The sequence below is a fragment of the Altibacter sp. genome, from assembly GCF_019913785.1.
In the GTDB taxonomy this organism is placed as follows: Bacteria; Bacteroidota; Bacteroidia; order Flavobacteriales; family Flavobacteriaceae; genus Altibacter.
The window spans coordinates 15,027-31,809 of the sequence record NZ_JAIOHK010000034.1; the positions used below are offsets into that span (position 1 = coordinate 15,027).

The 16,783-nt window shown below is 41.1% G+C and carries 12 protein-coding genes; 8 read left to right on the forward strand and 4 right to left on the reverse strand.

From position 1 onward, the window contains the following. Window positions 1-9 precede the first annotated feature (9 nt). The 4 genes from K8F54_RS05345 (at window position 10) to K8F54_RS05360 (ending at window position 7,205) form a co-directional block, all read left to right on the forward strand. Entirely contained in the window at window positions 10-864 is an 855-nt protein-coding gene (locus K8F54_RS05345; RefSeq protein WP_290788101.1) for a hypothetical protein, read from the forward strand. Window positions 865-887: 23 nt separating this feature from the next. After that, window positions 888-1,775 carry a hypothetical protein gene (locus K8F54_RS05350; protein WP_290788103.1) on the forward strand — a complete coding sequence of 296 codons (888 nt, stop codon included), beginning with the start codon at window positions 888-890 and terminating at the stop codon, window positions 1,773-1,775. A 33-nt stretch (window positions 1,776-1,808) separates the two neighbouring features. Further along, complete coding sequence (locus K8F54_RS05355) at window positions 1,809-5,015, forward strand: choice-of-anchor B family protein (RefSeq protein WP_290788105.1); 3,207 nt, start codon at window positions 1,809-1,811, stop codon at window positions 5,013-5,015. A gap of 213 nt (window positions 5,016-5,228) precedes the next feature. Then, window positions 5,229-7,205 carry a hypothetical protein gene (locus K8F54_RS05360; RefSeq protein ID WP_290788108.1) on the forward strand — a complete coding sequence of 659 codons (1,977 nt, stop codon included), beginning with the start codon at window positions 5,229-5,231 and terminating at the stop codon, window positions 7,203-7,205. 33 nt (window positions 7,206-7,238) lie between these two features. On the opposite strand, the gene K8F54_RS05365 is transcribed toward K8F54_RS05360, so the two are convergent. After that, window positions 7,239-7,565, reverse strand: coding sequence for a hypothetical protein (locus tag K8F54_RS05365; RefSeq protein ID WP_290788112.1), 327 nt, complete (start codon window positions 7,563-7,565; stop codon window positions 7,239-7,241). A gap of 33 nt (window positions 7,566-7,598) precedes the next feature. Between K8F54_RS05365 and K8F54_RS05370 the strand changes: the two genes are divergently transcribed. The 4 genes from K8F54_RS05370 to K8F54_RS05385 all read left to right on the forward strand — a co-directional run bounded on the left by K8F54_RS05370 (window position 7,599) and on the right by K8F54_RS05385 (window position 11,721). Further along, window positions 7,599-7,772 (forward strand): DUF5522 domain-containing protein, encoded by a 174-nt coding sequence (locus K8F54_RS05370; RefSeq protein WP_290788115.1) that lies wholly within the window; start codon window positions 7,599-7,601, stop codon window positions 7,770-7,772. A gap of 73 nt (window positions 7,773-7,845) precedes the next feature. Beyond that, complete coding sequence (locus tag K8F54_RS05375) at window positions 7,846-9,825, forward strand: urocanate hydratase (protein ID WP_290788117.1); 1,980 nt, start codon at window positions 7,846-7,848, stop codon at window positions 9,823-9,825. Window positions 9,826-9,835: 10 nt separating this feature from the next. Next, window positions 9,836-10,372 (forward strand): DUF4136 domain-containing protein, encoded by a 537-nt coding sequence (locus tag K8F54_RS05380; protein ID WP_290788119.1) that lies wholly within the window; start codon window positions 9,836-9,838, stop codon window positions 10,370-10,372. A 281-nt stretch (window positions 10,373-10,653) separates the two neighbouring features. After that, window positions 10,654-11,721 (forward strand): T9SS type A sorting domain-containing protein, encoded by a 1,068-nt coding sequence (locus K8F54_RS05385; RefSeq protein ID WP_290788122.1) that lies wholly within the window; start codon window positions 10,654-10,656, stop codon window positions 11,719-11,721. A gap of 76 nt (window positions 11,722-11,797) precedes the next feature. Here the strand turns inward: K8F54_RS05385 and K8F54_RS05390 are convergent, their stop codons facing one another. Genes K8F54_RS05390 through K8F54_RS05400 form a run of 3 tightly spaced genes read right to left on the reverse strand, consistent with a single transcriptional unit; the run spans window position 11,798 to window position 16,781 of the window. After that, a complete protein-coding gene (locus tag K8F54_RS05390; RefSeq protein ID WP_290788125.1) occupies window positions 11,798-13,408 on the reverse strand; it encodes a T9SS type A sorting domain-containing protein in 1,611 nt (536 codons plus the stop codon). A gap of 39 nt (window positions 13,409-13,447) precedes the next feature. After that, window positions 13,448-15,505, reverse strand: coding sequence for an alpha-ketoacid dehydrogenase subunit alpha/beta (locus K8F54_RS05395; protein WP_290788128.1), 2,058 nt, complete (start codon window positions 15,503-15,505; stop codon window positions 13,448-13,450). A gap of 1 nt (window position 15,506) precedes the next feature. Further along, entirely contained in the window at window positions 15,507-16,781 is a 1,275-nt protein-coding gene (locus tag K8F54_RS05400; protein WP_290788131.1) for a dihydrolipoamide acetyltransferase family protein, read from the reverse strand. Window positions 16,782-16,783: the final 2 nt, after the last annotated feature.

Genomic DNA, 16,783 nt, shown 5'->3' on the forward strand with positions numbered 1-16,783 from the left:
CGAAAAGATATGAAACGAATAACTTTACATAACTATTTAAGTGTATCATTACTGTTCTTTTCGATAACAGCGATGATAGGACAAGTTGGAATTAACACCACTACTCCACAAGGAGCCTTAGACGTGAACACTTCTAATAAGGGTATTGTATTTCCGGTTGTGTCGTTGCCCGATTTAACAACACAGGTAATTACCAACCCAAATGGAGGGAATATTGTCGCTGGAACGACCATTTACAATACCAATACTACCATAAATGGAATAAACAGTGTATATCCGGGAATTTATTTTTGGAACGGCTCAAAATGGATCTCTCAAAGAGAAAAGAAGGATAATAAACTAATTCTGCAAAATGCAGACCTTCGAACCGGCTCCAATGATGTTACAAACCCGGTTTTAGGAAATCAAGCAATTAGTTTTAGCGCTAATAGTTTTACTCCTTTATATACCGGACCTTATAGAATATCGGTAACCGTCCACTTTGGAGGAGGTAAAACCAGAGCCGTAACCAACCCTCAGTACACTAATTTTGCAAAGCAAGGAGGGACCTTTATTTTTACGTTTAACAGTACCAGTCATTCCTGGATAGGAAATTCTTATTCTGGCAGTAATGATGATAACTTATTTGATGGAGGTTCATTGAAAAACTATGTCAATTCAATAAATCAAACAGATTACGATATTGAAGAAGCGTTAGTTGCAGGCACTTCCTACCCATTCACGCTTACATTTAATCAAGCCGATGCACCTGCATTCGAAGGAAACGGGGACATAAGCATTGTTCCTGCAGGAGATGGTAGAGGCTATATTATCCAGAACGGGAGCCTAAAATGTTCGATAGAAATTAGTTATATAGGAGAATAAACACATTGTTAAAATTGATGATTATGAAACGTTTTACTATAAAGCATATATTTTGTACAGTTTTGTTGGGGATTTTCCTAATGCAAACCCAATTTGCACAAGTTGGAATTGGAACGGTAACACCCAGAGGTGCCTTAGATATTGGCAGTAATAGCTATGGTATCGTGTACCCTCGAGTTGCCTTAACGGCTAACAATGTACAGACTCCTGTAGTGAATCCAAACGGCGGAAATATCGTTGAAGGCACTATGGTCTATAATACCACGCAAACAATGAATGCCACTAATAATGTATATCCGGGAATATATGCCTGGAACGGTACAAAATGGGCTCCTCAATTTATAATGGAGGAATATAAGAAATACTCACAAACAGGTGGCTGTCAGAGAACCACGATTCGAGAATCTAATGGTAACCCAAATCCGAACGACGATGAGAATATTGCCGGATTGACAAACCAAACTTTCACGCCCAAGTATTCGGGAACCTATAAGGTTGAAGTCCGCGCGAATTTCGGCGCCGGAGAATTAATAGATTTTACCAACTTAGATGCTATTTCGTTAGCGACCTCAGAAGGTGCTTTCTTTTTTACCATGTCGGGTTTAGGTGTTGATATTGACCCCACCAGTTCCACTTACGATTATACAGAAGGATGGTTGTATACACACTCCTATGCTACCCATAATAGTAATACAGCACCTGCACAACAAGATAATACGAAATTGCACAATTCGGCTTTGGTATATCACCTAGAATTGGTTGGTGGAACTACCTATAACTTTAATTTTAGTATTTGTATTACCACCGGACATACCTATTTCCTGAACAATGGTGACAGCGGAAATGGCCAAGGTCATGTAGGTCATGATCGCCCTTGTACTGTTGAATTTACCTTCTTAAAAGAAAACTAATCTCATATATTGTTAAAAATTAAAAGCCCTCATATGCTAGCTAAAAAACTACTTCCCACCTTATTATTCTTACTAAATGTAGCAATAATGGCCGCACAACCCTGTAGCGGAGGAATCATTAATAACCCAGGAACTGCTAACGATTACCCGTGTAACGGGATCGATCTGGTAAGTTATATTTCGGCATCTGCCATGGGCGGAGGCGAAGGACAGGACTCCTGGGGTTGGACCGACACCGATGGCGACGGTGACGAATATGCGATTGTTGGAATGGACAATGGAACTGCCTTTGTACGAATTACAGACAATGGCGTGACCAGCCCGGTCTATTTGGGACGACTTCCTACCTATACAGGAACAAGTCTTTGGAGAGATGTTAAAGTGTTTCAAAATTATGCCTACATCGTGAGTGATTCCAACGGAAATCATGGTGTACAGATTTTTGACCTAACAAGACTTCGAACACTTACCGGAGTTTCTCCCACGGTTTTCAACAAAAACGGAGATGGGCGCTATGCGGGAGTGGGTTCTTGCCACAACATTATAATCAATGAAGATACCGGCTTTGCCTATCTTTCAGGATGTCCAGGAACAAACTCTGGAGCTCCTAGAATATTGAATTTAAATGTAAGTAAAACCAACCCTACGGTTGCTGGAAATATTAGTTCTTCCTATGGGTATTGCCACGATGCACAAGTTGTTGTATACGATGGCCCGGATCCCGATTACCAAGGAAGAGAACTCCTCATTGGAAGTTTTAGTGGATCAGATTTTGTAAAGGTTTTAGACGTAACCAATAAGTCCAGTATTTCACAAATAAGTACCATCGCTTATTCAAATAAATACTACACACACCAAGGCTGGTTTACCGAAGACAAGCGTTTCTTTATTGTGGGAGATGAAGTCGATGAAGAAAATGTTGGTTTCAATACCAGAACCTTAGTCTTCGACATGCAAGATCTGGATAATCCGACGCTGGTTTATACACACTATGGAGCGACTCCTGCCATCGATCACAATGGGTATGTACGAGGAAATCGATTCTATCTTGCCAATTATGCCGCAGGTATGCGAGTTATGAAGGTGGATGGCCTTTATGATGGATCTCCTAGTTTGACTGAAGTAAGTTCTTTCGACACATTTGTCCCCCATAATACCGCAAGTTTTAACGGTACATGGAACGTATACCCTTACTTAGAAAGCGGAAATCTGATTGTAACTGGTTTTGGAGATGAAAATGTATATGGTGACGGAGGTCTATTTGTGGTTAAAGACCCAAATTATGACAATGTGGATCCTGTGGCTGTTTGCCAACCTTTTACAGCAATCTTAGATGGATCTACCGGATCGGTGACAATTACCGCTACCGATTTAGATGGCGGTTCAACAGATAATAAAGGAATTGTAAAACGAACAATTACAGCAGGGCAAACCACTTTTAGCTGTGATAATGTAGGCGATGTTTTCAACGTTACCCTTACAGTGGAAGATGACTACGGAAATAAGTCCTCTTGCGTTGCCTCGGTTACAGTTGCTGCCGAAACAACCGAATTTGTCGGCGCCGGAATATGGACCAATGGAATTCCCGATATAGGTTCGAATGCTAAAATTACGAACAATTATAACACTTCTCAGGTTGGAAATTCCAGTATCGATGCTTGTACCTGTGAAGTAGATTCAGGAAAAACACTTACTGTTGCTGCCGGCGACTATATCAATATCACCAAAGATATAACCGTAAATGGAACATTGATTGTTGAGCATACCGGAAGTGTGGTTCAAACCGATAAAGATGCGGTGGTAACGAAGGCAGGCGGTGCAACCATCAATGTAGAACTAGACACCCCTATTTTGCAGACACGTGATTTTATGGTCATGGGAAGTCCCATGGATGCCGAAACGCGAACAGATGTATTTAACAGTGCCTTTTTGGTATTAAAACATACACCGGCTAATTTTTGGCCACACGGTGATGTCCCGGCTGGAGGAACAAACTTTGCCGATGATATCACAAAGAATGGTAAATTTTGGAATGCCTATACAGGAAGTATCGATGTTGGTGAAGGATATATTGTACGACCACAATCAGGCTATACAGATCCCGCCAACCACTCATATGCATTTACCTATAGCCAAGGAACGCTCAACAACGGAGATGTCACCAGACCTATTGTTTTCAATGGACTGGGGGATAATCCCGATGGTACACCAAACGTTTTGGCAAACCCTTATGCTTCGGCTATCTCGGGATATGACCTTATTGGTAACAACGCCCTTATTAATGAGATCTATTTCTGGGAACATTTAACCCCTCCTAATGCATCGATTCCGGGATCGGGTTCTATCAATTTCAGCATGGATGATATCTCTATGTACAATCAATCGGGTGGTGTAAAAGCAGCCAACGACCCCGGAACGAGCACCGAACCAAACGGAGTGATCTCCACCGGACAAGGATTTGGCATCAAAGCATTTGGAGCAGGTAACATTACATTTGACAATACCTTACGACTCACTTCAGGAAATACCACACTGAGAAGACCCAACGAGAATGAGATCGATCGTATCTGGCTCAACGTAAGCAATTCACAATACGGTATTGGGAGTAACACATTGGTTGCTTTCAACCCACTTGGAAGCGCACAAATCGATCCTGGCTTTGACAGTAATAGATTGGCAACGGCGATCGCCTTATACTCGCATCTTGAAGATGGTTCTAAGCAATTGGGAATTCAGACACGAGAAGCCTTTGATAGCGAGATCAAGATCCAGATGGGCTTTGCCTCTCAAATAGATGCCGATGTAGCATTTATAATATCAATTGAAAATATGGAAGGTCTTGCTATTGAAAACAACACCGTTTATTTGGTGGACAATCTAAATAATACTATTCACAATTTGAGTAATGAACCATACGAATTCAGAAGCAGCAAAGGAACCTTTAACCAACGTTTTACCTTGCTGTTTGAAGGAGAGGTTGTTTTAGGGCCTAACGACAATGTATTAAAGACCATTGCTGTATTTCCTAATCCAACAAATCACATCGTAAATATATATTCGCCACATGCCATCATTAAAAATGTGGAAGTGTATGATGTTAGAGGAAGGCGAATTGTTGAAATCCTGAATAGTGATGAAAACAAGTATCAGCTAGATCTTTCATCTCTTGAAACTGCCATCTATTTTGTAAAAGTGGATACAGATGCAGGTTCAATCACAAAAAAGGTGATCAAAGAATAAAAAATTCTGCCAACTATAAACCAAAGCCTTCAGAAAAACTGAAGGCTTTTTTCGTTAAACGCCCATTTATTTCCTCTTCATTGCATATCCCTTATTCAATGGTCGATATTAATTACATATCATCGAAAAATTTGCATTTTTAGTATATATATTGTAGTCTTTTAACAGTTTTGCTAATATATTTGGATTGTAAAAACTCCTTAATAAATTGTTATGAAACGATCAACCTCACTCCGTTTCAGAGAACTCTTACCTCTGATTTTCATATTTTTCTTTTCAGTAGCCTTACAATCCCAAGTGGGTATTGGAAATACAAATCCGAATGCCAATGCCTTATTGGAAATTGGTGATGCCACAACCACTACTAAAGGCTTATTATTACCGCGGGTGAATCTTTTGGCCACGACCAACCCGTCGCCTTTAAGTTCGGATGTATTAGGGATGATTGTTTACAACAAAAATACGGCAGGTGATGTAACACCCGGTTTTTATTACAATGACGGCACTAATTGGGTACGATTAGGATCTGGTGCTGCAAGTAATGATTGGAGCCTTACAGGAAACGGTGGCACTGTGCCGGGAACTGGAATTGGTCAAAATTACTTAGGTACTACCGGAAGTCAAAGTTTAATTATTGCAACGGTGGGAACTGAGCGTATGCGATTGCTCGCAAACGGACAAGTAATAATTAATGATACTGGTGCACCAATCGCTGGGGATAGGTTTACTGTTCAAGGCAATAATAATGACTATGCAATAAATGGCTATACATCGGGGACTGGTTCAGCTGTATATGGTGAGAACGCAACGACTAATGGGGCTGGAGTATTTGGAAATGCTGCTGTGGGCTATGGTGTTGTTGGTTTAAGTACTGGAGGCGGAATTGGCGTTGATGGTGAAAATACAGGAAACGGAATTGGCGTTGCTGGCTATAATACCTCTAACGGTATTGCTGTTTATGGATGGAACCAAGGAAGCGGAGATGGAGTACGGGGTGATGCTGCAAATGCAAATAATGGCGTATATGGACAAAATACAGGTACCGGAGCTGGTATATATGGAATCTCAAATAATGCCACAGGTCTTGGAATGAGAGCTGCCAATATCAGTGCGACAGGAACCGGATTATTGGCATCGGGAACAAATTCAATTGCCACCTACTTAACTAGCGGTACAGGTATAGCAGCAAATGGAGCAAATGGTATTTTTGGTTATGGAAGAGCCGGCGGAGGGACTGGAATGATTGGAACTGGGAATAACAGTACTATGATCGTTACCTCATCTACTGGGTCTGGAGTTGCAGGTTCTGGGACGAGAAACGGTGTTTTTGGATATGCCGGACTTGGAACAGCAACACTTGTAAATAGAGGCAATAGTGGTGGGACATTTATTCTTGACACAGATAACAACGTATCAACCAATGGTACCAACAATGGAACACGAGCCGCTGCTGTTCTTGCAGGATTTGATAATATTGCGGCAACAGGGAACGGTTCACTTCCACCAATTCTTTCGGCAGCCGATAGCTATTATGGCGGATATTTTAGTGGTGGAAATGTAAACAACGGCACCCCAAGTTATGCTTATGTTGGACTCAGACATAATACCAATAATAACGGAAGTTCAGGTACGGATTATAAAATAATTGGACCTGGAAGTGTTTCTACAATAATCAATGACGACAAAGGTGTGCCACGAATTATGTTCGCTCCCGAAGCTCCAGAAATAGTATTTCAGGATTATGGTATTGGGAAATTGTACAATGGACAGGCGAGAATAAATATAGATCCTATCTTAAAAGCATCTCTTTATGTCGATGAAAACCATCCTTTAAAAGTTTTTGTTACCTTAGAAGGAGACTGTAATGGCGTTTACGTAACAGAAAAATCGATTGATGGTTTTACAGTAAGAGAACTGAACAAAGGAACCAGCAATGTCGATTTTTCTTGGCAAATAATTGCCAACCGTGCCGACACTAAAGACCAAAACGGACTCGTTTCATCAAAACATGTTGGTCTTCGACTTCCAGCAGCACCCGGCCCATTGAATGTTTCGGCTAAACAAATTGAAGTGTCAGAAGGTTCATTAGATGCTTTACAAGCTAAGCCGGATTCTGAAAAATCTAAGTTTTCAGCTGAAAAAACATTAAAATCTGAATCAAATAATTTAAAAGCAGATGACCAAAATTAGTTTTAAAACAATATTGGTTATTATAAAACCCTTTTAAATAAACCGCACAAACCTCCAAAAAGACCTCTTTTTTAAATAATCGGGGTCTTTTTCATTTGCATAGGCTTCTCGCTCAAAACAAATGTTTCGGTAGGCTTGATACCTGTCTTTATACTGAAGCCACCGCAACAAAAATTCAATCCCGTACCAAAGGTAAAATGGCAACACTAACAATTCGGCTTGCTGCCGAAAGTGAATTCGTTCGTGATTCATAAAAACCTTATCCTCTTTTAGGAATTTTTCCTTCAGAATAATAAACGGCCAAAGGGTAATACCCAAAAATCTTTTCCGAAGTAATAAACGATTCACCAAAACTATCATCTATACAATATAAGAAATTGGTATTTTTGTAGGATGCTATTTCCGAAGAAAAAAATAGACTTGGAAGAGGGCGATTATTATCTTACTCCTGAAGGTTATAAATGCTTTACCGAGCAATACCATTTAAAACGCGGCTATTGCTGTGAAAGCAATTGTCGCCATTGCCCATATGGATTCAATAAGAAATCAAATCCTCAAAAAAAGTGAGTTATTAGTATTGATTTTTACAAATGCCACTACAAACTGAATACTGAATACTGAATACTGAATACTGAAAAATATGACCTTTGCTGAAGAAATACTACAAGGAATCCCAAATCAATTACCTGCCAAAAAGCCGTACGATCCTGATATTAATCATGCGCCAAAACGAAAAGAGATACTTTCTTCTGAAGAAAAAAAGTTAGCCTTGCGCAATGCCTTGCGGTATTTCGATCCGAAACACCACGCCACACTCCTACCCGAATTTTCTGAAGAATTAGATACCTACGGAAGAATCTATATGTATCGGTTTCGCCCCGAACATAAGATCTATGCACGTCCCATTTCTGAGTATCCCGGAAAAAGTGAACAGGCAAAGGCCATCATGCTCATGATTCAAAACAATTTGGATCATGCCGTAGCCCAACATCCGCATGAACTTATTACGTATGGTGGAAATGGTGCTGTTTTTCAAAATTGGGCGCAATATCGATTGGTTATGAAATATCTTTCAGAAATGACCAACGAACAAACTTTGGTAGTGTATTCAGGACATCCGTTAGGGCTGTTTCCATCGCATAAGGACGCTCCCAGAGTAGTGGTCACCAACGGAATGATGATACCAAACTATTCGCAACCGGATGATTGGGAAAAATTCAATGCCCTTGGCGTTACCCAATACGGACAGATGACCGCCGGCAGCTATATGTATATTGGTCCGCAGGGAATTGTACACGGAACAACGATTACCGTTTTGAACGGTTTCAGAAAAATTAAAAAATCTCCAAAAGGAGGCTTATTTGTCACTTCTGGGCTGGGAGGCATGAGTGGCGCACAACCAAAGGCCGGAAACATTGCCGGTTGCGTAACCGTTTGTGCCGAAGTCAATAAAAAAGCAACCCATACACGGCATTCACAAGGCTGGGTAGATGAAGTGATTTCCGATTTGGAAGTATTGAGTCGACGTGTAAAAGAGGCGCTCAATGCCAAGGAAACAGTATCCATTGCTTACGATGGAAATATTGTAGATGTTTGGGAGCAGTTCGATAAAGACGACATACATATCGATTTGGGAAGTGACCAAACTTCACTTCACAATCCCTGGGCAGGTGGCTATTACCCTGTTGGGATGAGCTACGAAGCAGCCAATGAGATGATGGCGAATGCCCCTGAAAAATTTAAAGAAGCCGTTCAAAAAACACTTCGCCGTCATGCAGATGCCATCAACAAACACACTGCCAAAGGGACTTACTTTTTTGACTATGGAAATGCATTCCTACTCGAAGCTTCCCGGGCCGGGGCAGATATCATGGCTGAAAACGGAATTGATTTCAGATACCCAAGCTATGTACAGGATATTATGGGGCCGATGTGCTTCGACTATGGATTTGGACCATTTAGATGGGTATGTGCTTCGGGAGACCCGGGAGATTTGAAAAAAACTGATGCTATAGCTTGTAATGTATTAGAAACATTGATGAAAAATGCTCCAAAAGAAATTCAGCAGCAAATGGCAGATAATATTCAATGGATCAAAGGTGCTCAGGAAAATAAGTTGGTCGTAGGGTCGCAGGCAAGGATTTTATATGCAGATAGCGATGGGCGAATACAGATCGCTTCGGCTTTTAATAATGCCATTTCCGAAGGAAATATTGGCCCCGTAGTTTTGGGCAGGGATCATCACGATGTCTCGGGCACCGATTCCCCTTTCCGAGAAACTTCTAATATCTATGACGGCAGCCGATTTACTGCCGATATGGCCATCCAAAATGTGATAGGTGATAGCTTCCGTGGAGCGACTTGGGTGAGTATTCACAACGGCGGTGGCGTAGGTTGGGGAGAGGTTATTAACGGGGGATTTGGTATGGTTCTTGATGGTAGTATTGATGCGCAAAGACGCTTAGAATCAATGCTTTTCTGGGATGTAAACAACGGAATTGCACGGCGTAGCTGGGCGCGAAATGAAGAGGCAATTTTCGCAATTAAGCGGGCAATGAAAAACAACCCAAATTTAAATATAACGCTTCCGAATTTTGTAGATGATACCTTATTCAAATAAATAAAACGCTATGAAAATAATTAATTTCCTCCCCTTAGTTTTAGTGGTGGTACTTTCTTCTTGTACCACCGTCCGTGTTGCTACAGATTATGACAAGAACGCCAATTTCAATAACTATACGTCCTATGCTTTTTATAAGCCGGGAATTGATAAGGCCAAAATATCGGATCTTGACAAGAAACGAATACTTCGTGCCATCGACAACGAATTAATGGTTAAAGGAATGGCTAAGTCGGAAAATCCAACGCTATTGATCAGTATTTTTACAAAAGAAAAGGAACGCGTAGATGTATACCAACGGAATTTTGGATATGGCTGGGGTTGGAATCCGTGGTGGTATGGAAGCTATTATGGCAACTCTATATCCAAAACCACCGAAGGCACCTTATACATCGATCTGATAGACGCAAAGTCCAACGAGTTAGTTTGGCAAGGGATGGGAACGGCCGATCTTGTAACCCGTAATATGGAAAAAAAGGAGGAACGAATTCGTGAAATTGTTCGCGAAATCCTCACAGAATACCCCCCCGGTAGTACGAAAAAGTAATCTAAACCCTCCATCGTTATTTGATGGAGGGTTTTTTTATGGACTATTGTATAATTTCCTCTTATTTTCAGCATGTTACATACCTTATATACTATGTTACATATGTAATAGGCTCTACCCCAATTTACATTTAATTTTACTTCAATAATTATTTTCCTGTATCATGAACAGGGAAATACCCCATAAATAATGGGTTATTATCCTTTGATTATCAACTAGTTAAATTATAGCTTTGTAATAGAAAACAAAACTCAGACTTTTATTAATTAAAACCATTTATTATGAAAACAATTTTTACTTTCTTATTATCACTGTTATTTCTAACAGTTAACGCACAAGACCAAGTGTTTACTCACAAGGCAGATCCGGGTAATTCTAGCTTCAACGTTACTTACATTGACCATCCGTTGTTAAATGGAAACCCGGGAGCAAACTTCATTCTAACCCATAATTTACAGGTAAACGGCACACAATACAATAACAAAGTGTCTGGAACCTGGTACGACGGGGCAAGCTGGACTGTATACAATGAGGATGCTTCGAATATAGTTGATGGCTCTGCATATAATATCTATGTTCCAAATGGTGCAGATTTAATCAGTGTTCAAGCAGACGGTACCTCGTACGAAACCGTGATCAATGATGCCTCCATCAATAATAATCCAAATGCTATTTTGGTGTATTCGACCTATTATAATCCGGCCAGTGTTTACAATGACAATAACTATGGATTCTATTACAATACAACCACAAACAGATGGTATATTTATAATGAGGCAACCGCTACAAATGCACCTGCCAATGCTACTTTCGAAATATTAATTGGTGCAGGCACGGGAGGAGCAACTACATTTATTCACAATGTAACTTCCCCTATTAGTAATTATACAATTATAGATCACCCGAGTTTAAATGGAAAACCAAATGCATTTCCAATTGTGGCACACAATTGGGGATCTGGCGGAGATCCTTCTAATATTATTTTGGATACCCCTATTGGAGTTTGGTATGATGGTGCTAATTGGACAATCTATACAGAAGACGTTTCGGCGATGCCACTAAATGCTAGATTTAATGTGTATGTAGCCGATCCGGCCCTAGCTGTTGAAGATGTGGAAATAGAAGGTTTCTCAATGTATCCTAACCCAGCATCTGATTTTGTAACTATTCAGGCCAAGGATGTCATCTCACATATTTCAATATATAATATTCTAGGGCAAGAAGTCGCTCAAATTAAAGGTGATAACACCAAGATGACTATTGACATTTCAAATTACTCTTCCGGAAGCTATTTTGCAAAAGTCCAAGTGGGCGATGCTATTAAAACAGTGAAACTTATAAAATCATAGGTTTTCCCTCAGAGTTAACTAACCAACAAAAAGGAGCGCTATCGCGCTCCTTTTTAATTCCATATTTCAACAAATATTACTGTTTTACAATTTTGAAAATACTTTCTCCTTTATTTGTAGTTAACCGAACAACGTACAAACCATTCTGCCAGGAGGAAGATTCGATATTAAGTTCTGTCTTCCCATGGGAGGATTCTGAAAATAACTCTTGTCCTAACAAAGTATAAACTTGCATTGAACGAATGGTTTCCCTACTCACAATATGAAGTCTATCGGTAATTGGATTCGAATAAAATATTGAGGCAGATATATCAAATTCATCGATGGCCAAAATCTCATCCATAAAATTCTGTGCATAGATCCGTGCTCCTCCACCCTTATTCTCAATAAATACAGCTACAGATTGATTGTTTACCGGTTTTGTATAGTGAATTCTACTTTTATTTGCTGAAAAGGTAGCCACCGGCCTTGACTCTTCAGGCCATACAAAATCACCATTCGAATCGAGATAAACCACATCCAAAGTAGTAGGTGTCGCTCCATTGTCAATTCCAATTTTCAGCAAAAAAAGGGGACTATCATCTTTAAGCTGCAACGCCCCAGCATGTACTTTTTCACTTCCAATTGAATAGACCTCTTTGGCCGTGTTGGAAAGCAGTCTCCCACCCGTTGTTTTGTCGAATTTTTGAACATATTCTCCTTTTTCACTCTGACTCACATTACTATAGTTACAAACGGCCCATATATACTGAGAACCCGGTGTAAATGCAATGCGTGTATCCATTTCATAATCACTCTCATTGGTGTCAAAATCGGATCCATTGATCCCCCAAGGCAAAGTTCCATCCGAGTTGATTCGTTGTAAAAATGAATCGAAGCGAACGCCCGGCGACGAAAAGTATCCATAATAAACTGTATCCCCATCCTGTGTGCCTCCATACGATCTGTTAAAAGCAGTCGCCTGATTTGAAAGTTGGGTGGTTGCTCCCCAAACTGCATTTCCATCACTATCAAATCGCTGTGCATACAAGGTTGAGTTAATACCCACAGAAGGAACATGGAAAATCATCATAAAGTCACCGCCGGACAGTTCAAATAAATCACCCGGAATTGTATTACTGCCTCCACTCACTACTGGTTGTGGATTTGTCCAAATTGCAGTTCCCCCGGTGCTGTATTTTTGCATCAAAGCCTGCCCTCCCGGGTACCATGACACAATTGCTTCACCATTTGACAAAGGCAATATGGTGACAATATTTCCAGAACCAACATTTATCCCATTGGCGCCCCATAATTGGTTTCCTGAGCTGTCTAATTTAAAGGCATAAGCCGGATCACCGCCACCCGTTCCTGTAACACCTATGTACAGATTGTCACTGTCATCTATTGTAATATTCCATATCACTGTAAACGTACTCATAGGCACAGAATTACTTACAAGTATACCATCGCTTCCCATTAATTGTGTACCGTCTACATCGAGCAATTGCATTCGCAGTTCATAATTGGTAGGCGGTGCGACAACCTTCCAAAAAACAACGTAGGTCTTTCCATCGGAAGTGCCTATCGCCTTCATATCGCCACCTTCACTATCGGCTACTAAGGTGTTTACGGCAGTGTCTGTGGTCCATTGCGCATTATTAAATGTGAATACAAATAATAGCAATACGGTGGCTAGTAGTCTCATAGTTACTTATTTAGCTGAATTACAAATATACGCCGCTTATTAATACTGTAGCAACGCTACTATTTTCTGCTTTACTTTCTCCGTCGAAGGAATCATAGTCTGTTCTAATGTGCTATTTAATGGAATCGCAGGCATATTTTCTGAACCAATTACCATGACCGGCGCATCTAAATACTGAAAGCACTCTTCTTGGATACGACCTTGTAATGCTCTTGAAAAACTATTTTCTGAAGGCTCTTCGGTGACCACCAAACACTTACCACATTTCTTAACACTCTTAAAGACAGTATCATAATCTAGGGGATGTAAGGTTCGCAGATCAATAATTTCAATTCTGTCGATCATATCTAACGCTCTTGAAGCATTCCAAGCCCAGTGCACACCCATGCCGTAGGTGATAACAGTTAGTGTTTCCTCCTCTTCCTGCGGCCAAATCTCTTGTAACAACCATGCCTTACCAAGGGGTAAAATATAGTCTTCTGCGGGCTCAACCGAAGTTGCTGTTTTGGTACCTGGTATTTTACTCCAATACAAACCCTTATGTTCAAAAATAACAACAGGATTTGGGTCGTAATACGCCGCTTTCATAAGACCTTTCAAATCGGCACCGTTACTTGGATAGGCGATTTTTAATCCACGAATGTTGGTTACCACACTTTCTACGGAAGACGAATGGTAGGGCCCTCCACTGCCATAAGCTCCTATGGGAACCCTAAGGACCATGGATACGGGCCACTTGCCATTGGATAAATAGCAACTTCTACTTACCTCTGTAAAAAGCTGATTCAATCCCGGCCAGATATAATCGGCAAACTGAACCTCAACAATAGGCTTTAAGCCCACAGCACTCATCCCTACGGTAGAGCCAACAATAAAAGCTTCTTGTATGGGGGTATTGAACACCCTGTTATCTCCAAATTTTTGCGCCAAGGTAGCGGCTTCACGAAATACGCCTCCTAATCGTCCTCCTACATCCTGTCCGTATAGCAAGCACTCAATGTGTTTTGCCATCAATTCTTCAATAGCAAACAAGGCGCAATCTACCATCACCACCTTTTCAGCCCCTTCTGGTGTGCGCTCACCTACCTCTTCGGTGATCGTTGTTGGTGCGAAATCATGGGTAAAAAGATCTTCCGGCTGTGGGTCTTCAGCTTGTAAAGCACGCGCTAAGCTATTTGCAACCTCCTTTTTTGCCGAAGTAATCATACCTTCTAAATCCGACTTAGAAAATCCGTTCTTCAACAACAGATCCTGCATTTTCGGAAAAGGATCTCGGCTTCGCGCCTCTTCCAAGTCATCGCGATACCATTCCATACGTACCCCCGAGGTATGGTGATTCAATAGCGGAACTTTCGCATGCACTAAAAAGGGTCTGCGTTCGGTTCTAATTTTTTGAATTACATTCTGAAGTGTTTGGTAACAGGTCTCAAAATCGGTTCCATCTATTGAAATAGCCTCCAAGCCATGAAAACCGGCCGCATATTCAAACGCATTCTGCGCGCGTGTTTCGGCTTCATTGGCACTTATGTCCCAGCCGTTATCCTGAACCAAATACAAAATAGGCAGTTGTTTCAATGCCGCCATCTGAAAGGCTTCCGCAATTTCTCCCTCCGTTACCGAAGCATCGCCCAACGAGCAGACTACAAAAGGTTGCTCTTCCTTTGGGTTGTGTAAATTTTCCGTCTCTTTATACCAAAATCCCATAGCCACACCGGTAGCCGGAATGGCCTGCATTCCGGTAGCACTGCTCTGGTGTGGAATTTTTGGTTTATCCTCATCCCGTAAACTAGGGTGGCAGTAATAGGTTCTCCCTCCAGAAAATGGATCGTCTCTCTTTGCCAAAATCTGTAGCATCAAGTCGTACGGCTCCATACCAATGGAAAGTAGCATGGCGTCATCTCTATAGTATGGAAAGGCGTAATCCTGAGGAAGCAGCTGCAATCCAAGTGCTATTTGAATAACCTCATGTCCACGGGAAGTGGCATGTACATATTTTGAAACCAACTTAAAATTTTCCTCGTACAACTCGGTCATCGCCTTGGCGGTGACCAACTTTGTAAATGCTTTTTTGAGTATTTCCTTATTTATTTTGCTCATTTTAAAACTTCCTGTTCACATCAAATTGCTCCATTTCGTCAGCAATTCTTCTTAAAAATGATCCTGCCAAATATCCATCCACTATACGATGGTCAAACGACAACGAAAGGTACATCATAGATCTAATTTCAATGGTATCTCCCTCGGGTTTTTCCATCACCTCTGCCCGTTTCTTGATAATTCCTGTGGCAAGTATCGCGGCTTCCGGCTGATTTATAATGGGTGTCCCCATCAAACTTCCAAAGGTGCCCACATTGCTTATGGTAAACGTACTTCCTTTGGTTTCGTCTCCTTTCAGCTTATTATCACGTGCTTTTCCAACCAATTCGTTTGTCGAAGCAGCTAGTTCGGGCAGGCTTTGCCTGTCCGCATTTTTTACTACCGGCACAATAAGATTTCCACTTGGCAAAGCAGTAGCCATCCCAATATGAATATCTTCTTTAACAATGATTGAGGTCCCCTCAAGTGACGAATTGATCATTGGATATGCCTTAATCGCCTTTGCCACACACTCAATAAAAAGTGGTGTAAAGGTGAGTTTTTCGTTGTGTTTTTTCTGAAATGCCACCTTATTATCATTTCGCCAAGCCACCATATTTGTGAGGTCCGCCTCCACGTACGCAGTCACATGCGGAGAGGTATGTTTACTAAACACCATATGATCGGCAATCATCTGTCGCATCCGATCCATTTCAACAACCTTTCCTGTTCCCTTGTCGAATTTCAGATCGGGGATTTTAAAACCAGAGCCTTCCACTACCGGCTGTGCAAACTGAAGCGGACGTCCTTCGGCAATATAATTGAGTAGATCGCTTTTGCGCAAACGGCTGTCTTTTCCTGTACCCGGAATCCGCGCCAACTCCTCATAACTCACATGATGTTTGCGCGCAATACTATCTATCAGCGGACTTATAAACACATTTTCATTCACCTTGAATGAAGTGGCGGCCGATTTACTGTTTGATTTCTTAGCAATTGTAGCTTCGGTAATTTTTGCTGCAGGTTTCTCTTCTGAAGAAATCGATTTTCCCGCTTCGGAGAGTTCCAAAAGCGCAATAACTTCGCCTACCGGGACAACGTCTTTTGATCCAAACTTATGCTGAAGCATTTTTCCCGAAGCCGGTGCCGGCACTTCATTATCCACCTTATCGGTGGCTACTTCGCATAAAATATCACCTTCCTCAAAATTTTCACCTTCCTGAACCAACCAATTGATGATGGTTCCTTCGGTAATACTCTCCCCCATTTTGGGCATTCTAAATTCAGTTTCAGGCATTT